At 62.1% G+C, this 23,974-nt stretch carries 21 protein-coding genes and 1 pseudogene; 11 read left to right on the forward strand and 11 right to left on the reverse strand.

The annotated features are described in order from the left end of the window. Positions 1–18 precede the first annotated feature (18 nt). The 5 genes from P8H27_RS08280 to P8H27_RS08300 form a co-directional block, all read right to left on the reverse strand. The gene (locus P8H27_RS08280) at positions 19–1,878 is read right to left on the reverse strand and encodes a GGDEF domain-containing protein (RefSeq protein WP_289636677.1); all 1,860 of its coding nucleotides are present in this window, start codon (positions 1,876–1,878) and stop codon (positions 19–21) included. After that, the gene (locus P8H27_RS08285) at positions 1,875–2,756 is read right to left on the reverse strand and encodes an endonuclease/exonuclease/phosphatase family protein (RefSeq protein ID WP_289636679.1); all 882 of its coding nucleotides are present in this window, start codon (positions 2,754–2,756) and stop codon (positions 1,875–1,877) included. Before P8H27_RS08285 ends, P8H27_RS08280 begins: the two co-directional genes overlap by 4 nt. A 19-nt stretch (positions 2,757–2,775) precedes the next feature. Next, a complete protein-coding gene (locus tag P8H27_RS08290) occupies positions 2,776–3,402 on the reverse strand; it encodes a thiol:disulfide interchange protein DsbA/DsbL (RefSeq protein ID WP_289636681.1) in 627 nt (208 codons plus the stop codon). Positions 3,403–3,561: 159 nt separating this feature from the next. Beyond that, the gene (locus P8H27_RS08295; RefSeq protein WP_289636683.1) at positions 3,562–4,167 is read right to left on the reverse strand and encodes a cytochrome c; all 606 of its coding nucleotides are present in this window, start codon (positions 4,165–4,167) and stop codon (positions 3,562–3,564) included. 46 nt (positions 4,168–4,213) lie between these two features. After that, complete coding sequence (locus P8H27_RS08300) at positions 4,214–4,351, reverse strand: hypothetical protein (protein ID WP_289636685.1); 138 nt, start codon at positions 4,349–4,351, stop codon at positions 4,214–4,216. A 248-nt stretch (positions 4,352–4,599) separates the two neighbouring features. Between P8H27_RS08300 and yihA the strand changes: the two genes are divergently transcribed. Further along, positions 4,600–5,262, forward strand: a complete 663-nt coding sequence (gene yihA / locus P8H27_RS08305) for a ribosome biogenesis GTP-binding protein YihA/YsxC (protein WP_289636686.1) — start codon at positions 4,600–4,602, stop codon at positions 5,260–5,262. Between the two features lie 301 nt (positions 5,263–5,563). Here the strand turns inward: yihA and polA are convergent, their stop codons facing one another. After that, positions 5,564–8,377 carry a DNA polymerase I gene (gene polA, locus P8H27_RS08310; protein WP_289636687.1) on the reverse strand — a complete coding sequence of 938 codons (2,814 nt, stop codon included), beginning with the start codon at positions 8,375–8,377 and terminating at the stop codon, positions 5,564–5,566. 205 nt (positions 8,378–8,582) lie between these two features. Here polA and P8H27_RS08315 point away from each other — a divergent pair, with 205 nt between their 5' ends. Beyond that, a complete protein-coding gene (locus P8H27_RS08315; protein ID WP_289636689.1) occupies positions 8,583–8,867 on the forward strand; it encodes a DUF2782 domain-containing protein in 285 nt (94 codons plus the stop codon). A 15-nt stretch (positions 8,868–8,882) separates the two neighbouring features. After that, positions 8,883–9,833, forward strand: coding sequence for a homoserine kinase (locus P8H27_RS08320; RefSeq protein ID WP_289636691.1), 951 nt, complete (start codon positions 8,883–8,885; stop codon positions 9,831–9,833). A gap of 39 nt (positions 9,834–9,872) precedes the next feature. Here the strand turns inward: P8H27_RS08320 and P8H27_RS08325 are convergent, their stop codons facing one another. After that, positions 9,873–10,571 carry an NrdJb gene (locus P8H27_RS08325; protein ID WP_289636693.1) on the reverse strand — a complete coding sequence of 233 codons (699 nt, stop codon included), beginning with the start codon at positions 10,569–10,571 and terminating at the stop codon, positions 9,873–9,875. A 63-nt stretch (positions 10,572–10,634) separates the two neighbouring features. Continuing rightward, a complete protein-coding gene (locus P8H27_RS08330) occupies positions 10,635–12,785 on the reverse strand; it encodes an adenosylcobalamin-dependent ribonucleoside-diphosphate reductase (RefSeq protein WP_289636695.1) in 2,151 nt (716 codons plus the stop codon). Between the two features lie 951 nt (positions 12,786–13,736). On the opposite strand from P8H27_RS08330, the gene P8H27_RS08335 reads away from it, so the two are divergent. Both P8H27_RS08335 and P8H27_RS08340 read left to right on the forward strand, forming a co-directional pair. Next, the gene (locus tag P8H27_RS08335; RefSeq protein ID WP_289636697.1) at positions 13,737–15,785 is read left to right on the forward strand and encodes an ATP-binding protein; all 2,049 of its coding nucleotides are present in this window, start codon (positions 13,737–13,739) and stop codon (positions 15,783–15,785) included. 31 nt (positions 15,786–15,816) lie between these two features. After that, positions 15,817–16,226, forward strand: a pseudogene (locus P8H27_RS08340) (very short patch repair endonuclease). On the opposite strand, the gene P8H27_RS08345 reads toward P8H27_RS08340, so the two are convergent. The 3 genes from P8H27_RS08345 to P8H27_RS08355 all read right to left on the reverse strand — a co-directional run bounded on the left by P8H27_RS08345 (position 16,171) and on the right by P8H27_RS08355 (position 18,968). Beyond that, positions 16,171–17,232: a DNA cytosine methyltransferase gene (locus P8H27_RS08345; RefSeq protein ID WP_289636699.1), complete on the reverse strand. Its 1,062-nt coding sequence runs from the start codon at positions 17,230–17,232 to the stop codon at positions 16,171–16,173. The pseudogene P8H27_RS08340 and the gene P8H27_RS08345 sit on opposite strands and share 56 nt — an antisense overlap. Before the next feature lie 15 nt (positions 17,233–17,247). After that, positions 17,248–17,610: a hypothetical protein gene (locus P8H27_RS08350; protein ID WP_289636701.1), complete on the reverse strand. Its 363-nt coding sequence runs from the start codon at positions 17,608–17,610 to the stop codon at positions 17,248–17,250. Positions 17,611–17,996: 386 nt separating this feature from the next. Next, a complete protein-coding gene (locus P8H27_RS08355) occupies positions 17,997–18,968 on the reverse strand; it encodes a zinc ABC transporter substrate-binding protein (protein WP_289636703.1) in 972 nt (323 codons plus the stop codon). Between the two features lie 66 nt (positions 18,969–19,034). Between P8H27_RS08355 and P8H27_RS08360 the strand changes: the two genes are divergently transcribed. The 6 genes from P8H27_RS08360 (at position 19,035) to P8H27_RS08385 (ending at position 23,871) form a co-directional block, all read left to right on the forward strand. Further along, on the forward strand, positions 19,035–19,520 hold the full coding sequence (locus P8H27_RS08360; protein WP_289636705.1) for a Fur family transcriptional regulator: 486 nt from the start codon (positions 19,035–19,037) through the stop codon (positions 19,518–19,520). Continuing rightward, positions 19,517–20,323, forward strand: coding sequence for a zinc ABC transporter ATP-binding protein ZnuC (gene znuC / locus P8H27_RS08365; protein WP_289636707.1), 807 nt, complete (start codon positions 19,517–19,519; stop codon positions 20,321–20,323). The genes P8H27_RS08360 and znuC overlap by 4 nt, the downstream gene beginning before the upstream one ends. Further along, on the forward strand, positions 20,316–21,104 hold the full coding sequence (gene znuB / locus P8H27_RS08370) for a zinc ABC transporter permease subunit ZnuB (protein WP_289636709.1): 789 nt from the start codon (positions 20,316–20,318) through the stop codon (positions 21,102–21,104). The genes znuC and znuB overlap by 8 nt, the downstream gene beginning before the upstream one ends. A 98-nt stretch (positions 21,105–21,202) precedes the next feature. Continuing rightward, a complete protein-coding gene (locus P8H27_RS08375) occupies positions 21,203–22,036 on the forward strand; it encodes a tetratricopeptide repeat protein (protein WP_289636711.1) in 834 nt (277 codons plus the stop codon). A gap of 150 nt (positions 22,037–22,186) precedes the next feature. Next, complete coding sequence (locus tag P8H27_RS08380) at positions 22,187–23,194, forward strand: methionine ABC transporter ATP-binding protein (RefSeq protein ID WP_289636713.1); 1,008 nt, start codon at positions 22,187–22,189, stop codon at positions 23,192–23,194. Further along, on the forward strand, positions 23,194–23,871 hold the full coding sequence (locus P8H27_RS08385; protein WP_289636715.1) for a methionine ABC transporter permease: 678 nt from the start codon (positions 23,194–23,196) through the stop codon (positions 23,869–23,871). Before P8H27_RS08380 ends, P8H27_RS08385 begins: the two co-directional genes overlap by 1 nt. Positions 23,872–23,974 lie beyond the last annotated feature (103 nt).

The raw sequence follows: 23,974 nt of genomic DNA on the forward strand, positions 1-23,974 counted from the left end.
AACACCCGTCTGGGCCTGCTAGCCCGGCTCGATACGGTTGCGGCCACCGCGCTTGGCCCGGTACAGCGCCTGGTCGGCGCGCTCGAACACCTGTTCGCCGCGTTCGGCGGCGGCGAATGCACTGACTCCGCCTGACAGGGTGATGGTCACCCGCTCGCCCTTGAAGTGGAACGGGCAGGCTTCGATGCCGGCACGCAGGGTCTCCAGCAGCTGCAAGCCACCCGCCAAGGGGGTCGCCGGGATCAGCAGGGCGAACTCCTCACCGCCGAAGCGGGCGATGAAGTCGGTCGTGCGCAGGCGTTTGTGCAGTTCGCCAGCGATGATCTTCAGCACCTTGTCGCCCGCCAGGTGACCGTAGCCGTCATTGATTCGCTTGAAGTGGTCGATATCGACCACCGCCAGCAGCAGTTCGCCGCCGTAGCGTTGCCAGCGCGCCACCTCCAGCGCCAGGCGCTCGTTCCAGGCCGCACGATTGGCCAGGCCGGTGAGCGGATCGAGCAAGGCTTTCTGCCGTTGCTCTTCCAGATGCTGACGAAAGCCCTTGGCTTCCTGCTCCATGTTGGCCACGCGTTCGACCAGGGTTTGCAGGCGCCCGGCGACCCGTTGCTCGCGCTCGTCACGCTGGTGCCGGTATTGCTCCATGGTGCCCAGCAAATCGTTCAGCCGACTCTCCACCAGCCCCTTGAGGCTGGGCAGATCGGTGGCCTGTTGCACGCTGCTGTGCAGGCCGTCGACCTGCTGGCGCAGCTCGCTATCCAGTTCGCGCGCGGCGCTGAGCGAATCGGCGTAGCCATCGTGGGCGTCTTGCAAGCCGCCCTGGAAGGTCGCCAGACGGTCATTCAGCTGCTTGAGATAACCCTCGAACTCGCGCTGGCCGACATCGGCAACGGCCAGCATCAGCACGGCCAGATCATCCAGCACCGGCACCAGTTCATACAGGTTCAAGCCAGCCAGAATGCGCTCGCGCAGCAGGTCGGCCTGATCCTGGTGGTGTGCCGGCAACGCCAACTCGTTCAACAGACCGAGCAGGCTGGCCTCGACGTGCTTGGCGATGGCGCTGTAACCGGGCTCGGGCAACGCCGGCAGGGCGTATTCGGGATCAGCCTCGGAGCTGTCAAGCGGCCCCTCGCCGGGGCCAGGCTCCGCCGCCTGGGACGCTGCCGGCGGCAACAAGCCGGCCGGCAGCGGCAGGCTGTCGAGCACAGTCGCCAGTGGGGTTGGCGCGCGAGCGGCAAGCGAAGCGGTATGGCTAACGGCAACCGCCACTGCGGCGATGGCGGGGCGCGCGGGCACTTGCTCCGGTGAGCACGACACAAGTGCGGAGTCGGGCTCGCTCGGCATGCCGCCGATGGCCGGGGGGCGACCGGCAAACAGGCGCCGGAGCAAGCCCGGACGCTCGACCGGCTCGTGGCCCAACACCGCCAGGGCCTGTTGCTGCAAGGCACTCAGCTCGGCCAGCAACAGCGGCAACTCGCGCACCTGCCCGGAGCGCTTATCGAGCTGCTTGGCATAGTCTTTCAGCGGCCTGCGCACTTCGCGCGGCAGATCCAGCTCGAGCAGCTGGCCAACCAACGCCAGCAGAGCGCTGGAGACGTGCTCGACCCGCTGCTGACGCCGTTGCTCGGAATCCAGAACGGCCTTTTCCAGGCGTGGAATCAATGCCGCAAGCCCGGCGTCCATGTCGTCGCGACGGAGGATTTCGCGCAGCTCCTGCATGCACTGATCGACTGCTTTATCGGCCCCCTCGGCAGCCAGGCTGCTGCGCACCAGGCCACGCCGCAGCAGGTCGACCCGGGCATCCCAGCGCCGTTCGTGGGCTTCCTGCTGTTCGAGGCTGGCCAGGTACTTGTCTTTCCAGCGCTGGACATCGTTGCTCATGGCGGGTTTCCACCGGCTGGCGGTTTCAGCACAGGCTGCGGCGAGCCTGCCAACGTCTGGGGCAAGCGAATTTCCACGGCCACCGGCAGATGGTCGGAAATCGGCAGCGCCAGTACTTCGAATCGTTCCAGCAGCAGGCCAGGGCTGAGCAGGATGTGGTCGAGACAGCGCTGCGGCCGCCAGCTGGGGAAGGTTGCCTCGATCTGCGGCGCCACCAGACCGAGGTCGCGCAAGGGCGAGCTCAGCAGCAGGTCGCTGGCATGGGTATTCATGTCACCCATCAATATTTGGTGCCGGTAGCCGCCGATCAAATCGCGGATATAGGCCAACTGGAGAGTGCGGGTACGTGCCCCCAGCGCCAGGTGCATCATCACCACCACGATAGCGTCCTCGCCTTCGCCAATGCGCAGCAGCATCGCGCCGCGGCCGGGCGGGCCAGGTAGCGGGTGATCCTCCAGCAGACTGGGGGGCAAGCGGCTGAGCAGGCCATTGCTATGCTGGGCCAAGCGGCCAAGATTGCGATTGAGCTGCTGGTACCAATAGGGGAAGGCACCGAGGTGAGCCAGGTGTTCGACCTGGTTGACGTAACCGGAGCGCAGGCTGCCACCATCCGCTTCCTGCAGGGCGACCAGATCGTAATCCGCGAGCAGATTGCCGATGCGCTGCAAGTTCCCCGCGCGACCGTGGTGGGGCAGCAGGTGCTGCCAGCTGCGCGTCAGGTAGTGATGGTAACGCTGGGTTTTGATGCCCACCTGGATATTGAAGCTGAGCAAGCGCAGGCGCCCGCCACAGGGCCAATCGCCGACAGCCGCGCACTGCGGGTTGACCTGTGGATCACACAGGCCAACCTGGCGGCCGCCCGACCAGCGACGCAGCATGCTCGACGCTCGCGGCCGCCTACTGCGCAGCGCGCTCTTTGTCGATCAGGTAATCGGCCACTTGCAGGGCCTGTTTGGGACCACCTGAGCTGCCAATGTCGAAACGGTATTTGCCGTTGACGATCATCACCGGCACCCCGCTGATCTGGTAGGCCATGGCCAGTTTCTTGGCCTTTTCCATCTGACTCTTCACGCCGAAGGAATTATAGGTCTTGAGAAAGGCGTCCTTGTCGATCCCCTGCGTGGCAAGGAATTCGGCCATTTCTTCCGCCGTCGCCAGCTTCTTGCCTTGCTTGTGAATAGCGTCGAATACGGAGGCATGCACCGCCGGCGCCGCCTTCATCGCTTCCAGGGTAATGAAGCCCTGGCCATGCACATTCCACAGGCCGCCGAACAACGCCGGGACACGCACGAAATTGACGTCTTCCGGCAACTGTTCGATCCACGGGTTGATGGTCGACTCGAACTGATAGCAATGCCCACAGCCGTACCAGAACAACTCGACCACCTCGATCTGCCCAGGCTTGGATACCGCCACAGGGCTGGCGAGTTCGACATAGTTCTTACCGGCTACGGGTTCAGCCTGGACAGCCAACGCGAACAGGCTGCTGATGGCCAGGGCGGCGCCGAGGATCAGTTTACGCATGGAGTACTCCTGGGATGTTAAGCGTCGTCCAGCGACGAGTCGCTAGTGAGACCCTTTGCTGCGGGCCTGGTTCCCGCCATTGTAGCGGGCTGATAAACGAAAAAGGGTGGCCGCAGCCACCCTTTTCTTTGCCGGATCTTACGTCCCGGGCGGCTGGGCTCAGTGCAGGCCCTGGATGAAACTGGATACCGCCTCGATATCCTGATTGCTCAGCTTGGCGGCGATACCGCGCATGATCTTGCTGTCGCCGTCGTTGGTGCGGTTGCCTTCACGGAAATCGGTCAACTGCTTGGCCACATAGGCGGCATGCTGGCCACCGATTTGCGGGAAGCCGGCCGCGTCGAGGCCCGCGCCGTTCGGCGAATGGCAACCGGTGCAGGCCGGCATGCCTTCTTTCAGCTTGCCGCCGCGGAACAGCGCTTCGCCGCGCGCGACCAGTTTCGGGTCGGCAGCGCCCACGCTTACTGTCTGGCTGGCGTAGTAGGCGGAGATATCGGCCAGATCCTGATCGCTGAGGTGATTCAACAGACCGGTCATCTCCACGACAGAGCGGGCACCCGACTTGATGTCGTTCAGTTGTTTGAGCAGGTAACGCTCGCCCTGACCGGCCAGTTTCGGGAAGTTTGGGGCAGCACTGTTGCCATCGGTGCCGTGGCAAGCGCCACACATGACGACCTTGTCCTGACCGGCGGCAGCGTCACCAGCGGCTTGGGCCAAACCGGTGATGCCCAGGGTCAACAGCAGACTCACGAGTATTTTGTTCATCAACTAATCCAACTACGGCTAAGAGAGAAAGAGTTATGGGCCGGATTTACTCGGTCATCCACTGTATGACGGCTTGGTAAGCCTCGGCGGTGCATGCACAGTTGAACACCGCTTCTGGATCTTGAGCGGCCTGGCTATTGTAGGCAAAGGGCAACATAGCAGCTGCCAGCAGCATTTTATCCATCAAATCAGCCTCATCAGGGAGAGAAACGCACCGCGCCCTATGGGCACGAAGGTCTAACGCGTCTCCATAATACTCATCCAGCGGACGGGACAAAGCGCACACAAAATCTGCGGCATTATATACTGGCGTCACTGAAACGGAAACGACGCTGCTTGTCGCGCCGCGTAGCGCCCGGCAGGATGTGCGTAAATGTCGCAAGGGCTGCGCACCTGCAACTTCCATTATGCCCGCCCTCACCGGATACCCCGATGCAAGCAAAAAACCCCATTATCGGCCTGTGCCAACAAGCCAGCTTTCAGATAAGCGCCGCCAAGGTCGACCAATGCCCGGACGACCTGGGCCACGAAGTCGCCTTTGCCGGCCGCTCCAACGCCGGCAAGTCCAGCGCGCTGAACACCCTGACTCACGCCAGCCTGGCGCGCACCTCGAAAACTCCGGGACGCACCCAGTTGCTCAACTTCTTCCGCCTGGACGATGAGCGGCGCCTGGTCGACCTGCCCGGTTACGGCTACGCCAAGGTGCCGATCCCGCTGAAGCTGCACTGGCAAAAGCACCTGGAGGCTTACCTGGGCAGCCGCGAGAGCCTGCGCGGGCTGATATTGATGATGGACATTCGTCACCCGCTGACCGAGTTCGACCTGTTGATGCTGGATTGGTCGACGGCCAGCGAGATGCCTATGCATATTCTCCTGACCAAGTCCGACAAGCTGGCCTTCGGCGCCGCCAAGACCACGCTGCTCAAGGTGCAGCAAGATATCCGCAAGCGCTGGGGCGACCGGGTGAGCATCCAGTTGTTTTCCGCACCCAAGCGCCAAGGAATCGAAGAAGCCCAGGCGGTGCTCGCCGAGTGGCTGCGACTGGGCGAGTTCGCGGTGAACGAAGCAGAAAGTGAACCGCAAAGCGAAGCCTGAGGCGCAGGCCGGCCAGTGTTCCGCGGGCAAAAAAAACCCCGAGGCTCATATGGGGAGGGAGAGACTCGGGGTTTAAGGGTCTGAACCGCTAGGGCGGGGTTCAGATATCTGCCAACACTTAACACAACAAGGAGCATTGAACGGCTTTCTGGGCCATTCGTAAGTTCTGACTACTGGTGCAAACGCAAAGTTCAGCCGCCTCTTAGAATCTATTGGCAATAAAACGCCTACGCTTAATGCCTGACGGATTTAAAGCTGACAAGCCAGGCAGCGGCCGGGTTCACGCCGGCCAGCCGCAGCATCAGTGCGCTTCGTCCCAGTTATCGCCCACGCCCACGTCCACCAGCAGCGGCACATCCAGTTCGGCCGCGCCGCTCATCAGCTGCTTGATCTGCTCGCGCACCTGTTCGATCAGGTCTTCGCGCACTTCCAGCACCAGTTCATCGTGCACCTGCAAGATCACCTTGGCATCCAGCCCGGATTCGCTCAGCCAGTTGTCCACTGCGATCATCGCGCGCTTGATGATGTCCGCGGCAGTGCCCTGCATGGGCGCGTTGATCGCGGTGCGTTCGGCGCCCTTGCGCAGGCCCTGGTTCTTCGCGTTGATTTCCGGCAGGTGCAGGCGACGGCCGAACAGAGTCTCGACATAGCCCTGCTCGGCGGCCTGTGCGCGGGTGCGCTCCATATAGGCGAGCACCCCCGGGTAACGGGCAAAGTAGACGTCGATATAGGCCTGCGCCTGCTTGCGGTCGACGCCGATCTGCTTGGCCAGGCCGAAGGCGCTCATGCCGTAGATCAGGCCGAAGTTGATCGCCTTGGCGCTGCGCCGCTGATCGGCGCTGACCTCGTCCAGGGCGACGCCGAACACCTCGGCGGCGGTGGCGCGGTGCACGTCGCGGCCATGGCGGAAGGCATCCAGCAGCCCTTCATCCTGGGCCAGATGGGCCATGATGCGCAGCTCGATCTGCGAGTAGTCCGCCGCCAGCAGCTGGTAGCCCTTGGGCGCGACGAACGCCTGGCGAATGCGCCGGCCCTCGGCACTGCGGATCGGGATGTTCTGCAGGTTCGGATCGCTGGAGGACAGCCGCCCGGTGGCCGCCACCGCCTGATGATAAGAGGTGTGGATACGCCCGGTGCGCGGGTTGATCTGCTCCGGCAGGCGGTCGGTGTAGGTGCTCTTGAGCTTGCTCAGGCTGCGGTACTGCATCAGCACCTTGGGCAATTCGTAGTCCTGCTCGGCCAGCTCGGCGAGCACCGCCTCAGCCGTGGAGGCCTGGCCCTTGGCGGTCTTGCTGAGAATCGGCAGGCCGAGCTTGTCATAGAGGATCACCCCGAGTTGCTTGGGCGATGACAGGTTGAATTCCTCGCCGGCGATGTCGAAGGCCTGACGCTCCAGCGCCACCAATTTATCGCCCAGCTCGACGCTCTGCTCGCCGAGCAGCTTGGCATCGACCAGCGCGCCCTGGCGCTCGATGCGCGCCAGCACCGGCACCAGCGGCATCTCGATCTCGCGCAGAACCTTGGCCAGGCTCGGTTCGGCTTCGAGCTTGGCCCACAAGCACTGGTGCAGGCGCAGGGTCACATCGGCGTCTTCCGCCGCGTAGGGACCTGCCAGTTCCAGGGCGATCTGGTCGAAGGTCAGCTGCTTGGCGCCTTTGCCGGCGATGTCCTCGAAACGGATGGTGCTGTGGTCGAGGTATTTCAGCGCCAGGCTGTCCATGTCGTGGCGGGTCGCCGTGGAGTCGAGCACATAGGACTCGAGCATGGTGTCGAAGGCCACGCCGCGCACCTGGATCGGCGTCGAGGCGTTGGCGAGGATATTGATGTCGTACTTGGCGTGCTGGCCGACCTTGGCCTTGTGCGGGTCTTCGAGGATCGGCTTGAGCGCCGCCAGCACCCGGTCGCGATCGAGCTGCGCCGGCACGCCCATATAGGAGTGGGCCAGCGGGATATAGGCGGCCTGGTTGGCGGCGACCGCGAAGGACAGGCCGACCAGCTGCGCCCGCTGGGCATCCAGGCCGGTGGTTTCGCTGTCGAAGGCGATCAGCTCGGCGCTTTCGAGCTTCTCCAGCCAGCGGTCGAACTGCGCCTGCTCGAGGATCGTTTGGTAGCCGCTCGAGGCGGGAATCAGCGCGGCCGGCTCGGCTGGCGGCGCAGCACTGGCGGCCAGGCTAAACAGCTCATCGGCGGCTGGTGCGACGCTGGCGACCTTGGCGCCTTGGGCCACCTGGCCCTTGTTCTGGCGCAACAACTCGTCGCGCCAGCTCTTGAATTCCAGCTCGTCGTACAGCTCGAGCAACGTCGGTACATCGGCAGGGCCGGGATGCAGCGCGTCGATGGCCAGGTTCAAGGGTACGTCCAGCTTGATGGTCGCCAGCTCGTAGGACAGGTACGCCATGTCGCGGTGTTCGCTGAGTTTGGCGGCCAGGGTCTTGGCGCCGCGAATCGGCAGCCCGGCCACCTGGTCGAGGTTGGCGTAGATTATGTCGAGGCCGCCGCCGAGGCCGACCAGCAGGCCCAGTGCGGTTTTCTCGCCGACCCCCGGCACCCCGGGGATGTTGTCGACCTTGTCGCCCATCAGCGCCAGGTAATCGATGATCAGCTCGGGAGCGACACCGAACTTCGCTTTCACGCCATCGATGTCGTAGACGCTACCGGTCATGGTGTTGACCAGGGTAACGTGCGGGCAGACCAGCTGGGCCATGTCCTTGTCGCCGGTGGAAATCACCACGTCGCGGCCTTCGCCGGCGCATTGCCGGGCCAGGGTGCCGATCACGTCATCGGCTTCGACGTTGTCGACGCACAGCAGCGGGAAGCCCAGCGCCTTGACGCTGGCGTGCAGCGGTTCGACCTGCACGCGCAGATCATCGGGCATCGAGGGCCGATTGGCCTTGTACTCGGCATAGAGTTCGTCGCGGAAGGTTCCGCCCTTGGCATCGAAGACCACCGCGAAGGGACTGTCCGGGTATTGCTTGCGCAGGCTCTTGAGCATGTTCAGCACGCCCTTCACCGCACCGGTGGGCAAGCCCTTGGAGGTGGTCAGCGGCGGCAGGGCATGGAAGGCGCGGTACAGGTACGAAGAACCGTCGACCAGAACGAGAGGAGCTTGACTCATGAGCAGGATCAACCTTTTCGGCGGAGTGCGGCGTTAACAGAGGGTTGAAAAGTAGCGCGCGATGGCGAAGCCAGGCGAGAACGCGCAGTTTACGTCGGTAAATGCACATTGTTAGCCTGGATCCAACGCCGCATAGTCGAGCGCAGTAGTTTGCAACAGCCTGTTAGAATGAGCGCACCATTGAACACAAAGAGACAAGGTTACCATGCGCATACTCAATCGCTTGTTGCTGGCCGGTCTACTGGCCGTCACTTCACTCACGGCCTATGCCGATGATGCCCCGTCTGCCGAGCCGGATATCACGATCCGCCAGGAAGGCGACCGCACCATTCAGGAATACCGGGTCAATGGTTTCCTCTATGCAATCAAAATCACCCCCAAGACTGGCAAACCTTACTTCCTGGTACGCGCCGACGGCAGTGACGGCAACTTCGTCCGTTCGGACTATCCGGACATGCTGATTCCATCCTGGGAAATCTTTAAATGGTAAATCGGCGGTTCTGATATGTCGGTATTCACCCCCCTAGAGCGTCACGAGCTGGAAGCCTTTCTCGCGCCTTATGGCCTGGGTCGCCTGCACGACTTCCAGGGCATCGCTGCGGGCAGCGAGAACAGCAACTTCTTCGTCAGCCTGGAGCAGGGCGAGTACGTCCTGACCCTGATCGAACGCGGCCCCAGCGCCGACCTGCCGTTCTTTATCGAGCTGCTCGATGTGCTGCATGAGGCCGGCCTGCCGGTGCCCTATGCCCTGCGCACCGAGAGCGGCGAAGCGCTGCGCAGCCTGGCGGAAAAACCGGCGCTGCTGCAGCCGCGCCTGCCGGGCAAGCACGTGGCCTGGCCCAACCCGCACCATTGCCAGGAAGTCGGCACGCTGCTGGCGCATCTGCACCTGGCCACCCGCGCGCACGTGCTGGAGCGGCGCAGCGATCGCGGCCTGGACTGGATGCTCGAGGAGGGGCCGAGCCTGGCGCTGAGGCTACCGGAGGCGCAATTGCCGTTGCTGCGCGACGCCCTGGCGGAAATCCATGCGCTCAAGCCGCGCATCCTCGCCTTGCCGCGGGCCAACCTGCACGCCGACCTGTTCCGCGATAACGTGCTGTTCGACGGCAACCACCTGGCCGGGGTGATCGACTTCTACAACGCCTGTGCCGGCCCGATGCTCTACGACTTGGCGATCGCCCTCAACGACTGGTGCTCGGAGGCCGATGGCAGTCTCGATGCGCATCGCGCCCAGGCTCTGCTCGGCGCCTATGCGGCCCTGCGTCCCTTCACTCCGGCCGAGGCCGAGCTGTGGCCGGCCATGCTGCGCATCGCCTGCGTGCGCTTCTGGCTGTCGCGCCTGATCGCCGCCGACTCCTTCGCCGGCCAGGAAGTGCTGATCCATGACCCGGGCGAGTTCCAACACCGCCTGCTGCATCGCCAGCAGGTCGAGGTGGCGCTGCCGTTCGCCCTGTAACGGCGGCGCCCTGCTGCGGGCGCTGCCGTTACCCGCGGGTTAGCCGCATTTGGAGTGGCCGCAGTTGAGGCAGGTCGCGCAACCGTCCATCTGCACCACTGCCTGGGTGTTGCACTTGCCGCACAGCTGCGCACCGGCCGGGAAGCCGTCGCCCGGCTCCAGCGTCACGGCACCCTGACTGGCCTCGTAGGCGGCGCGTTTCTCGGCCAGGTATTGGAGCTGGGTTTCGTCCAGCGCCTGCCCCTCGAGCATGCCGATGGCGATCAGGTGGCGCTCCAGCACTGCACCGATCTCGGCGACGATGGAGGGCATGTACACCCCGCCCTTCTTCAGGTAGCCGCCGCGCGGATCGAACACCGCCCTCAGCTCCTCGACCAGGAAGGTGCAGTCGCCGCCCTTGCGGAACACCGCGGACATGATCCGGGTGAGCGCGACTATCCATTGGAAATGATCCATGTTCTTCGAGTTGATGAAGATCTCGAACGGCCGGCGCTGCTCGTGGGGCGTGCCGGCATTGAGCACGATGTCGTTAACGGTGACATAGAGCGCGTGCTCGAACAGCGGCGACTTGATCTTGTAGGTCATGCCAATCAGGGTCTCCGGACGCTGTAGGCTTTCGTCCATTTCCACCACGTTGACCTTGCTGGCCTTGTCGGCGGTGGTGCTGGCGGCGGAGCGTTCGAGGGCCTCGTCGACGACTTTGAAACCCTTGATACGCTGGCTGATCTTGACGGTCATGGTGCAATCTCTCCTGTCGGGCCGCGGCGGCGGCCCGAGTCTTGAACGGTGGCGGCGCCCGGCTTAGTACTTGCCGTAGTAGCCTTCTTTGAGTGCGTCGAACAGGTTGGCGGCGGAGTTCACCTCGCCATCGTATTCGACCTCCTGGTTACCCTTGAGCTCGACCGCGCTGCCATCCTCGAGGATGAAGCGGTAGAGGGTCTTCTCCAAGTCGGCTTCCTTGACCAGCACGCCCTGGAAGGCCGCCGGGTTGAAGCGGAAGGTGGTGCAGCCCTTGAGGCCCTGGCGCCAGGCGTAGCGGTAGATGTCCTTGAACGCCTCGAAGGGGTAGTCGGTCGGCACATTGGCGGTTTTGGAGATCGACGAGTCGACCCATTTCTGCGCCGCGGCCTGGATATCCACATGCTGGGTCGGACTGACGTCGTCGGCGGTGATGAAGTAGTCCGGCAGCTTCTCGCCGGGCTCGATCGAACCCGGCGTGGCCCGCTGGTTGATCAGGGTGCGGTAGGCCAGCAGCTCGTAGCTGAATACCTCGATCTTCTCCTTGGCCTTGCGCCCGGGACGGATCAGGTTGCGCGAGTAATGGTGGGCGAAGCTCGGCTCGATACCGTTGGAGGCGTTGTTGGCCAGGCTCAGGCTGATGGTGCCGGTGGGCGCAATCGAGCTGTGGTGGGTGAAGCGCGCGCCCAGCGCGGCCAGATCTTCGATCAGCTGCGGGGCGAATTCCGCCAGCTTCTGCATGTAGCGCGAATACTTGGCGTGCAGCACGCGACCGGGGATCTGGTCGCCGACCTTGTAGCCATCCTTCTTCATCTCCGGACGTTTGCGCAGCATCTCGGCGGTGACGGCGAAGTCTTCCAGCAGCAGCGGGGCCGGGCCTTTCTCCTTGGCCAACTCGAGCGCCTCTTCCCAGCCGACCAACGCCATTTCGCGGGCGACTTCTTCGGTGAACACGCAGGATTCCGGGCTGCCGTAGCGCAGCTTGAGCAGGGTCAGGGTCGAGCCGAGGCCGAGGAAACCCATGCCGTGCCGGCGCTTGCTGAGGATCTCGTGCCGCTGCTGCTCCAGCGGCAGGCCGTTGATCTCCACCACGTTGTCCAGCATGCGGGTGAAGATGCGCACCACTTGGCGGTACTTGTCCCAGTCGAAACGCGCGTCGGCACCGAACGGATCGATCACGAAGCAGGTCAGATTGATCGAGCCCAGCAGGCAGGAGCCATAGGGCGGCAGCGGCTGCTCGCCGCAGGGGTTGGTGGCGCGGATCGCCTCGCACCACCAGTTGTTGTTCAGCTGGTTGACCCGGTCGATGAGGATGAAGCCCGGCTCGGCGTAATCGTAAGTGGAGACCATGATCATGTCCCACAGATGCCGCGCCTTGACCCGGCCGTAGATACGGCAGGCGACCAGGCCGTCCTCGCGGACGATATAGCCGTCGTGCACCGGCCATTCGCGCCAGAGCACCTGCTCCGAATCGTCCAGCTCCAGCTCGGCCTTTTCCTTGTGGTGCAGCGGGAAAATCAGCGGCCACTCGCCGTCGTTCTCCACCGCCTGCATGAACTCGTCGGTGATCAACAGGCTGAGGTTGAACTGACGCAGGCGGCCGTCCTCGCGCTTGGCGCGGATGAATTCGCGCACATCGGGATGGCCGACGTCGAAGGTGCCCATCTGCGCGCCGCGACGACCGCCGGCGGAACTGACGGTGAAGCACATCTTGTCGAAGATATCCATGAACGACAGCGGCCCGCTGGTGTGCGCGCCGGCACCGGAAACGAAGGAGCCACGCGGGCGCAGGGTGCTGAACTCATAGCCGATGCCGCAGCCGGCCTTGAGCGTCAACCCGGCCTCGTGGACCTTGTCGAGGATGTCGTCCATCGAATCGGTGATGGAGCCGGAGACCGTGCAGTTGATGGTCGAGGTGGCCGGCTTGTAGTCCTGCGCGCCGGCGTTGGAGATGATCCGCCCGGCGGGAATCGCGCCGTTGCGCAGCGCCCAGAGGAATTGCTGGTACCAGTGTTCGCGTCCTTCTTGCGGCTCGACATCCGCCAGCGCCCGGGCGACCCGCTGCCAGGTGTCGTCGACGCTGTCGTCGACCGGCGTGCCGTCCTTGCGGGTGAGGCGGTATTTTTGTGCCCAGATATCCTCGGAGGCCGCCTGCAAAACGATGCCGGAAGTGTTGTCAATACCTGCCGCGATGGATCCGCCCGTCTTCGCCATACCTTGCGTACCTTCGTGTCGATGCTAAGAAATCAAAGCGCAACAGGATAAACCAACTGACCCTGGTACGTCTTAACCGGCATCAATTAGCGCGTTGCGAGTTAGCGCGATTGCAGGCAACCAGCCAGTTGCGCGCCGAGGTTATCCAGCGGGGGCTCGTAGCCGTTCCAGGGTGGCGCACCAGCTATCGTGGGCGTCTCGGTGGGCGTGGGTATAGAGGGCAAGGGAGGCTGCAGACAACGAAGAACGGTCATCAGGCAACCCGCCGTGCGGTCTTGCTCGGACAGACGGCCATCCGCTGCGGGCTGGAAAAGTGCTCGGAGATTACCTACACACCGCTCAACGCCCACGACCTCTTGCGCGATGCTTGAGACGTGATCGAGAGCAGCAGATAGGGCTGGTTTCGGCCAAAAACGGACTGTCCTGCAGTGGCTTAGAAGACGTCCATTTCGAGCTTGATTCTGGCGGTGGTGAGATACCTTCTGAAGTGATTGACGCACATCGTCGTGCCGGTAATCAGCGCAAATGGGGTTGAGAATGCATACAGGCTGATGAATGGGGACAGTGCCTCCCTCCTGACCTCCTATAGACAAGTGGCCCCAACTGGTTATCTTCCCAGAATCTGAGCTCCCCTTGGACATGGGCTGGGTAATCGCACGAGCTTGCTCGTCAGGGGCCCAGTTCGGCATAGTTCAATCACATGTGACGTGGTTCCGGTACTGGCTCAAAAAATGACCATCGGCGAACGACTCAGGAATGGCGGTTGCGCCTAGGCGTCACCCGCTTACCAAGCGGCCGAGATGGGAGTGGTTTCGTATGGGCATCACTCTTGTAGCCGCAATAGAAATGCAAGTAGGAAAAAGCATTTTAGTAAAGCGACAAAAGATCACTCACACACCTTGCGCCCGCCAGCATAAAGCTGGCATTTCAATGGATGGATAAGGGGAAGACATGTTGCTTGTTACCTGTAACTCTTGCGAAGAACAAGTCGAAGACTCTACAGATATTTGCCCGCGCTGTGGTGTTGCTGACCCAGCTGAGCCTCTTAAGCTTGAGCTTGATTTAAATGTATTAAATCACTTAGGTATCAATCTTTATAGCAATACGCCAGCGGTGCTTACCGAAATAGTTGCTAATGCATGGGATGCTGATGCTTCACGTGTTGATGTCGAAATCAATAGCTCCGCCAACACCATTACCATCACCGATGATGGTATTGGAATGAATTACTCCGACTTAAGAGGTAAGTTCCTAACGGTAGGGTACCCACGCAGGGACAATGGCGAAGTATCCACTCCGAGCGGCCGCCAGTGCATGGGGCGCAAGGGGATTGGCAAGCTTGCCATGTTCTCCCTGGCAAAAAGTATTGTTGTTATTACGCGCAAGGCGGGGGCTAGCCCCTATGGCTTGATCTTCTCTGTAGAAGAACTGAAAGAAAAAATTAAAAATAAAAAAGATTACGTCCCTCGGCGGATTGAGGACTTCTCATCTTATGCGCTCCCAGAAACGGGCACGGTAATAAAGTTAGTTGATTTGCAGCAGCGCGTTAACAAAACGGAGTCGTTCCTCCGCAAAAGAATCGCCCGCCGATTTAGCGTAATTGGTGCAGCCAATAATTTCCAGGTCTATGTTAACGGGCAAGGAATTGGCCTTAGTGATCGAGCCTTCTATCGTGATGTTCAGTTTTTATGGACATTTGGCGATTGCGCCAAGGCGGAGTCGACTCTGGCGGCCTGTGTGAATGTGAACTCCAAATATCACCATCATTTTGATGGTCGGACATCTGGCGGAATGGCTGTTGATGGTTTCATTGGTAGCGTCGTCAAGCCCGAGCAACTAAAGAAAGAAGGTGACAACAATAACACCATTACTCTTTTGGCTAATGGTCGACTATTTGAAGAAGACCTTCAAAAGCGAATTGATGACTCCAAGGTCTTCAATAGCTACCTGGTTGGCGAGCTAGAGGTAAATGGATTAGACCTGAATGACCAACCTGACATCGCAGTGAGCAGTCGACAAGGGGTTCAGGAGGATGACCCGCGCTATCAAGACTTTCTTGCATATATCAAATCGCGCCTCGGTGAAATCGCGAATTTCTGGGATGCTTGGCGTAGAGAGGTTGGCGGAGCTCAAATGGTTGCCGAGTTCCCTAAGCTTAAAGAATGGATAGAATCTTTAACGCCTCGCCATCGACCCAAGGCGCAGCAGCTCATAAATAAAATCAATACTATTCGCTTTAGTGGGACGGAAGAATACCAGCGAGCGCAAAGGCGAGAGGTAGTGAAGGCACAAGTTCTAGCCTTTGAGAAACTGCGACTTCAGGATAACCTGGATGCAATCGCCAGTATTGATGTGGAGAAAAACGTCGCTGAGTTTCGCGAGATAATGATCACTGTTGAAGATCTTGAGGCATCACTGCATCGAGACATAATCTCCCAGCGCTTGGCAGTCATTAAAAAACTTGATGAGGATCAGAAGAGCAAAGTTAAAGAAGTGGTTGTTCAAGAGCACATTTACAATCACCTTTGGCTTGTTGATTCAAAGTGGGAGTATAAGGAGAATCCTACAGATTGGGAGCTGCGCCTCACCGCTCATTTGAAAGCAGTTTGCCCCGACACAACGGAAGGCGCACGCCTTGATATAGGCTACAGAACCACTGCGGGTCGATATATAGTTATTGAGCTCAAGAAGCCAGGACTTTCTGTGAGCGCTGGCGCGCTCTTGGATCAAGGAGAGAAGTACGTCATGGCTCTCAGCGATTACTTCGATAAGAATCCTGACTCCTCACCAATTGCGGGCCAGTCTCCATCAATTGATGTTGTTTTTATTGTGGATAAGTGCCCAAGGCTTCACGAGCTACACCAGGGGCGCTTGAGAAACATGAATGGTCGAATTACCACATATAAAGACCTAGTCGTACAGGCTAATTCGGCGTATGAGGATTATTTGCAGGCTTCAAGGAAGGTTGGTCGTATCAGAGAGATAATTGATAATATCTAGAAACTCTACCTTGCCCTCTCAATCGCTCATCATGAAGCGCGTTGGGAGGGCAAATACTAAGCCAGAGAGGATTGTCCGCAGTGCTCTGCACTCTCTCGGGCTCCGCTTTCGTCTCCATAAAAAGTCCTTACCTGGCACGCCTGATATCGTTCTGCCCAAACATCACACTGTGATTTTTGTGCATGGTTGCTTTTGGCATCGACATCCCAGCTGCCGCTATGCAAGCACGCCCAAAACTCGCCAAGAATTCTGGCTCCCCAAGTTCGATGCCAACGTAAAGCGTGATGCAAAAAAAGAAGCTCAGCTGCGTGAGCTGGGCTGGGCTGGCGGATCTTAGTGGTATGGGAGTGTGAGACTCGTAGACCTGACGAGCTAAAAGAACGGCTTAGGCGGGAATTCCCTGGCGCCGAATCTGTTCGTACCCTTCAACATGACGCATGAGGCTTTCACCAATCACCTCACCAAGGCGAACCGGCACGGCATTGCCGATCATTCGCCCTACTGCCTTGAAAGTGATCTGATCTGGGGGCAGGAACTCGTAGTCCCGCGGGAACGACTGGAGAATGGCGGCCTCACGAAGTGAGAGTGCTCGAGCTTGCTCATAGTGACCGAAACGTCCGTTACCGAAACCGTAACAGAGCGTAGTCATGGTGGGGCTCGGTTCGTCCCGCTTCATGCGTCCGTAGACGCTGGGGTAAGTCCTACCGCTGGCTTTCCGGTGGCACTCTGCAATAAGGTGAGGCGGCCAATCCCGCCATGTGCCTCCTTCGCGAGAGTACATGATGCGCTCCAGATTAACTGGCGTTAGCGTGGCGGCGCGATGCATCGGATCGTTGGGATCACATTCGCCCGCAGCGATGCGAGGCAGATCATGAATCATGTCCATGACTGTGACGGGAGCATTGCGGTGAGTGGGTGCGATGAGCTCAATAGGGCCTAACTTGGAGGCTAATAGAACGTGTCGGCGGCGGCGCTGGGGTAGACCGTACTCGACGCACGCGACTCGGTTAGCCCATACCTTGTACCCCTGTGACTCCAGGTTGGCGACAAAATCCAGATAGACCTGATGCTTGGTTACATCAGGTACGTTCTCCATCGTTACCAGCTCGGGCTGCACCTCTCGAATCAAGCGAGCGAAGTGGTACAGCAGGGGCCATTTGCTGTCGGTACTGGTATCTCGGCCTTGGTTGTAGGTCGAGAAGGGCTGACAGGGTGCGCAGCCTGCGAGGAGGCGGTAGCGGCCTTCAACTCGCGGGTACCAGACTTCAAGCTGTTCCTTGGCAAGGCTCTTGACATCCTGCGCTATGAACGCCGCCTGATTATTGACTTCGTATGCATGTCTGCACTGGGACTCAATGTCGTAGCCGGCGTGGACTTCGATTCCAGCGTTACGCATGCCGGCGGTCAAGCCGCCAGCGCCACAGAAGAGGTCAACTGCATCAATCATGGGGTAGGTCTTCTTTCAAGCGAGGCGCATTTTAGTCATGCGAGGCTTCAAGTCCAGCGATGGTTGCCTTGGGTTGGCCCACCCATCCTGTATGCGGAACATGACTTCGTCTTTCAGGAGCACAGTGCTTGGATACTCGGCGATCCGGTAGCCCAAGAAGCTGGCGACACCCAACTCTCTATACTCGATCACGTCCACTTCCCAGGCGAATAGGCCATGTTCGGTTTCGAGCTCGAACGGGATGCTGATTTCTAGCGAATCGCTCCTGGAGCGCTCGTCGTAGACAGGCTCTTGCTGTTCGATGCTCTCAGCGAGCAGCGGATACTCCTGGCCGTCAATCACATAGCTGCCGTCAGTGCAGATTTCAATCCAGTACATTTATAGTCATCCATGGCATTCGTTATACGAGATCATCGATCACGCGGCGCATCACGTCAATCATCTCCTCCATCCCAGCTATTGACAGATTGAGCTGACTGAATCGCCCCTAGTTTCGTAGATACCTTCAAGCCTCAATAGACGTCTTCTAAGCCACTGCAGAACAGTCCGCTTTTGGCCGATTTCTGCCTGTCGACACCGGCAGCTATGGCTCGGTTGCTACCTTTCGCCAACTGCAGCCACGGCTCGGTTCCGGCCATTCACTACCCCCTCCCCATTTCCGCTGTTCAACAGAAGCAGGGGGTAGGCCACGGAGTTTCCGTAGCGTTTTGCCGGGTAAATCCTGGTCTCGCCCCTATTAGGTTTCCGTGGTTGTTTGCGCGGCCTTACAAGGCGCTCAGGCACTCGACCAAGCCATTGCCCAGGTTATCCAGCAGGGCCTCGTAGCCGCTGCCGTCCACTGCCAGGCTTGCGCCCATGGTGTCCAGTTCGGCCAGGGTTACCGGCAGGCCGGCGATCAGGGTTTCGGCCAGACGCGGACGCAACGGCGGCTCGCTGAATACGCAGCTCGGCCCGGCCTGTTGCAGGCGGGTGCGCATGGCCGCGACGTGGCGGGCGCCGGGCTGCACTTCGCCGAGCACGCTGAACACCCCGGCATGCTGGAGGCCGTAGGCGGCTTCGAAGTAATCGTAGGCCTCGTGGAAGACGAAATAGGGCTTGCCGGCCAGGCCACTCAGGCGGGTTTGCAGGCGCTGGTCGAGGGCCGTCAGGCGTTCGCCGAAGGCCTTGGCATTGGCCTGATAACGCGGGGCGTTGGCCGGGTCGGCGAGGGCCAGGTCGGCGGCCATGCGTGCGGCGATCACCCGGGCGTTGGCCGGCAGCAACCACAAATGCGCATCCAGGCTGCCGGGGCGATGCGCGTGATCGTGCTGCTCGGCGGCCTCTTGCTCATGCTCATCGTGCTGGTCATGGGCTTGGTCGTGTTCATCATGGTCATCATGCGCGTCGTGACCCTCGCCGAAGTGGCGCAGGTGCATGCCGGGCAGATCCTGCACCGCCACGCTCGGCTGGCCGCGCCCGGTCAGTACCCGCGGCAGGAAGCTTTCCAGGTCGGCACCGATCCAGTACAGCAGCGCCACCTCGCGCACGCGCCGCACATCGGAGGGCCGCAGCGCATAGTGGTGCGGCGAGGCGCCGGGCGGCAGCAGCACCTCGGGGCTGCCGACACCGTCCTGCACGGCTGCGGCGATCAGCTGCAAGGGCTTGATGCTGGCCAGCACGCGCACCTCGGCAAGGGCAACAGGACTGGCGAGGAAAACGCCACAGAGCAGGCTGACAGTAGAAAAAAGACGCAACACGGAGAACACTCGGAGTGGAAGGAACGGGTAATATAATAACGTCTCCAGCCTCTGCCGTCCCCGCCCATGACTCAGCCACCGCTCGCCTCGCGTCCCCACGACCATTCCCGCTGCGTCAGCCATGCCCTGGCCGAGGCCGAAAGCATCTGCGCGCGCCAGGCTCTGCGCCTGACCGCCCTGCGCAAGCGGGTGCTGGAGCTGGTCTGGCAGAGCCACAAGCCGCTCGGCGCCTACGACATACTCGCCGTGTTGAGCGAGCAGGATGGCCGCCGCGCCGCGCCGCCGACGGTGTATCGGGCGCTGGATTTTCTCCTGGAAAACGGCTTGGTGCACCGCATCGCCTCGCTCAACGCCTTCGTCGGCTGCAGTCACCCGGCGCATGCCCATCAGGGCCAGTTTCTGATCTGCCGCAGCTGTCATGCCGCCATCGAACTGGAGCACGCGACGATCAGCGACGCCATCGTCAGCGCTGCGCAGAGCGTCGGTTTCCTGGTCGAAGGGCAGACCGTGGAAGTGGTCGGCCTCTGCGCGGGCTGCCAGGAGGCCGCATGAGCGCTAGCCTGATTCGCCTCGCCGGGGTTGGCGTCAACTTCCGCGGGCAGAGCGTGCTGCAGGATGTGCAGCTGAGCGTCAAGCCTGGCGAGATCGTCACCCTGATCGGCCCCAACGGCGCCGGCAAGACCACCCTGGTGCGCACCGTGCTCGGCCTGCTCAAGCCCGACAGCGGCAGCGTCTGGCGCAAGCCGAAACTGCGCATCGGCTATATGCCGCAAAAACTCCATGTCGATGCCACCCTGCCGCTCAGCGTGCTGCGCTTTCTGCGCCTGGTGCCCGGCGTCGAGCGCGCCAGCGCCCAGGCGGCGCTGCTCGAAGTCGGCGCCAGCCAGGTGCTCGACAGCCCGCTGCAGAGCATTTCCGGCGGCGAACTGCAGCGCGTGCTGCTGGCCCGCGCCCTGCTGCGCAAACCCGAGTTGCTGGTGCTCGACGAGCCGGTGCAGGGCGTCGACGTCAGCGGTCAGGCCGAGCTGTACCGCCTGATCACCCAGCTGCGCGACCGCCATGGCTGCGGCGTGCTGATGGTCTCCCACGACCTGCACCTGGTGATGAGCACCACCGATCAGGTGGTCTGCCTCAATCGGCATGTCTGCTGTTCCGGTCACCCCGAGCAGGTCAGCGGTGACCCTGCATTCGTCGAGCTGTTCGGCCAGGACGCCAAGAGCCTGGCGATCTATCACCACCATCACGACCACGAGCACGACCTGCACGGCGCCGTGGTCAAGGAAGCCAACGCCGGCCTGAGCATCACGGGCCCGGTAACCCCCCACGTCCACGGAGATGGCTGCAAGCATGGCTGATTTTCTCCTCAACGCCCTGCTCGCCGGCCTGGCCCTGGCCCTGGTCGCCGGCCCGCTCGGCTCCTTCGTGGTGTGGCGGCGCATGGCCTATTTCGGCGACACCCTGTCCCACGCCGCCCTGCTCGGCGTGGCCCTGGGCCTGATGCTCGACGTCAGCCCGACCCTGGCGGTGACGGTCGGCTGCGTGCTGCTGGCGGTGCTGCTGGTGACCCTGCAGACCCGCCAACCGCTGGCCTCGGATACCCTGCTCGGGATCCTCGCCCACAGCACCCTGTCCTTGGGGCTCGTCGTGCTGAGCTTTATGCAGGACGTCCGCATCGACCTGATGGGCTACCTGTTCGGCGACCTGCTCGCCGTCGGCCCCGGCGATCTGGCCTGGATTCTCGGCGGCAGCGCGCTGGTGCTGCTGCTGTTGAGCCTGCTCTGGCGGCCGCTGCTGGCGATCACCGTGCACGAGGAGCTGGCGCGGGTCGAAGGTCTGCCGGTGGCGGCGATCCGCCTGAGCCTGATGCTGCTGATCGCCGTGGTGATCGCCGTGGCGATGAAGATCGTCGGCGTGCTGCTGATCACCTCCTTGCTGATCATCCCCGCCGCCGCCGCCCAGCGCCACGCGCGCACCCCGGAGCAGATGGCCCTGGGCGCCAGCCTGCTGGGCATAATCGCGGTGTGTGGCGGCCTCAGCCTGTCGTGGTTCCAGGACACCCCGGCCGGACCGTCGATAGTGATCTGCGCAGCCAGCCTGTTTCTGCTCAGCTTCGCCTTGCCGCGGCGCAGTGCCTGAGACACGACGTTGGCGCAGAATTACCGACTGCGGTTTGGTTGCGCTCGATCCGGCGGTGTAGAATTGCCCGTTTTTTGCCCAACATGAGACTCGCAGTAATGATCTCGTTCGCCTCACGTTGTCTTTCCATCCTCGCCATTTCGCTGCTGTTGGCCGCGTGCCAGAGCGCGCCGCCAGGAACCGAGCCGGCCACCGACGACCCGCTCGGCGACGTGCGCCTGCTCGAACAGAGCCTGGCCAGCGGCCAGTTGAGCGAGGCCGAAAGCCGGCTCAAGTCCCTGCAATTGCGCGCCGGCGACGACGACCGCCTGGAGCCGTATCAACGCCAGTTGGCCGAGGCCTACCTGCTGCAAGGGCAAGCGGCCCTGCAGACCGGCGATCTGGATCGTGCGGCCAAGGCGCTCAGCCAGGCCCGCCAATTGATGCCACAGGCGCCCGCACTGACCACCGGACTGGGTGGCGCCATCGCCCAGGCCCGGCAAACCGAGCTGGATGCGGCCGATCTGGCCAGCAACGCGGCCGAACAGGCCGCCGCCCAAGCCCAGGCCGCACGGGGCGAGCAGGCCCGACAACTGCGCCAGGCGGCCGAACGCCAGGCGGCTGCGCTCAGGGCAAGCCAATTGCCGCAGGCCGCGCAGGCGCCAGCCAAACCGAGCGAGCCGGCGGCGGCGGCCAACCGCGTGATTGCCCTGCCGATGCTGGACAGCCGGGACAACCCAGGCCTGTACCGCCTGCTCGATGCGGTCGCCGCGGAGGTGGTCAATTGCCGCTGCACGGTGCGCATCCAGGTGCGCCAGGCCAAGGACTACCTATGGCTCGCCCCGCTGCTCGACGCCCGGATCAAGCGTCTCGATCCGAGCTTCAGCCCCAGCATGAGCCAGCTGCTCGAACCCGAACAGATCCCGCAACTGGTGCTTAGCCCGCAGCGCTAACGACAGCCGTAGGTGCCGAGCAGCGTGCCGATTAAGGCGATCTAGCTATAACCATAGGCCTACAAAGATTTTTGCGGCCTAAACAGTGGCGGGTAGACTAAGCGGCTTTTAGCCTACCCGGCCGCTCGACGAACCCAAAAGGTTTAATCCGTGATCAACTTTCATCAGGTGCACAAGGCGTATCGCGTCGCGGGCCAACAAATTCCGGCCCTGCAGCCGAGCGACCTGCAGATCGCCCGTGGCGAAGTGTTCGGCATCATCGGTCATTCCGGTGCCGGCAAGAGCACCCTGCTGCGCCTGATCAACCGCCTGGAAGAACCTTCCGGCGGGCGCATCGAGATCGACGGCGAAGACGTCACCGCGCTGGACGCGGATGGCCTGCGGCGTTTCCGCCAGCGGGTCGGGATGATCTTCCAGCACTTCAATCTGCTGTCGTCGAAGACCGTCGCCGCCAACGTCGCCCTGCCGCTGAAGCTGGCCGGGGGGCTGTCGCGCAGCGCCATGGAGGCGCGGGTGGCCGAACTGCTGGCGCGGGTCGGTCTCAGCGAGCATGCCAACAAATACCCGGCGCAACTCTCCGGCGGGCAGAAGCAACGGGTGGGCATCGCCCGTGCCCTGGCCACCGAGCCGAAGATCCTGCTGTGCGACGAGGCCACCAGCGCCCTCGACCCGCAGACCACGGCCTCGGTGTTGCAACTGCTGGCGCAGATCAACCGCGAGCTGAACCTGACCATAGTGCTGATCACCCACGAGATGGACGTGATCCGCCGGGTCTGCGACCGCGTCGCGGTGATGGACGCCGGCGTGATCGTCGAACAGGGCACGGTGGCCGAGGTGTTCCTGCATCCGCAGCACGCCACCAGCAAACGCTTCGTCCAGGAAGCCGAGCAGGTCGACGAAGACGAGTTGCACGACGACTTCGCCCATGTCGCCGGCAGCATCCTGCGCCTGACCTTCCAGGGCCAGGCGACCTACGCGCCGCTGCTCGGCACCGTGGCGCGCGAAACCGGGGTGGATTACAGCATCCTCGCCGGGCGCATCGACCACATCAAGGACACCCCCTATGGCCAACTGACCCTGGCCCTGACCGGCGGCGACCTGGACGCCGCGCTGGCGCGCTTCAAAGCCGCCGACGTACACCTGGAGGTGCTGCGCTGATGGAAAGCCTGATGGCCTCTCTGCTACCCAACGTCGACTGGGCGGAAATCTGGCAGGCCAGCCTGGATACCCTGAGCATGCTCGGCGGTTCGATGCTGTTCACCGTGCTGCTCGGCCTGCCGCTCGGCGTGCTGCTGTTCCTCACCAGCCCGCGGCAGATGTTCGAACACAAAGCCTTCTACGGCTTTCTGTCGCTGCTGGTGAATATCCTGCGCTCGGTGCCCTTCGTCATCTTGCTGATCGTGATGATTCCCTTCACCGTGCTGGTCACCGGCACCTCGCTGGGCGTGGCCGGGGCCATCCCGCCGCTGGTGGTGGGGGCCACGCCGTTCTTCGCCCGCCTGGTGGAGACCGCGCTGCGCGAGGTGGATCGCGGCATCATCGAGGCGACCCAGGCGATGGGCGCGACCACCCGCCAGATCGTGCTCAACGCCCTGCTGCCCGAAGCGCTGCCGGGCATCTTTGCCGCCGTGACGGTGACCGCCATTACCCTGGTGTCCTACACCGCCATGAGCGGCCTGATCGGCGGCGGCGGCCTCGGCGACTTGGCGGTGCGCTATGGCTACCAGCGGTATCAACCCGACGTGATGGCGGTGACGGTGATCCTGCTGCTGGTGCTGGTGCAGATCCTGCAAAGCGTCGGCGACAAGCTGGTGGTGCACTTTTCACGCAAATGAATTTTTTGTAGGAGCCGGCTTGCCGGCGATCGGTTCTAACCCGGATCGCCGGCAAGCCGGCTCCTACCCAATTGCATAGCGGCTATCCGCCGCTCCCGCCTCT

The sequence above is a fragment of the Pseudomonas sp. sp1636 genome (genome assembly GCF_030376615.1).
In the GTDB taxonomy this organism is placed as follows: domain Bacteria; phylum Pseudomonadota; class Gammaproteobacteria; order Pseudomonadales; family Pseudomonadaceae; genus Aquipseudomonas.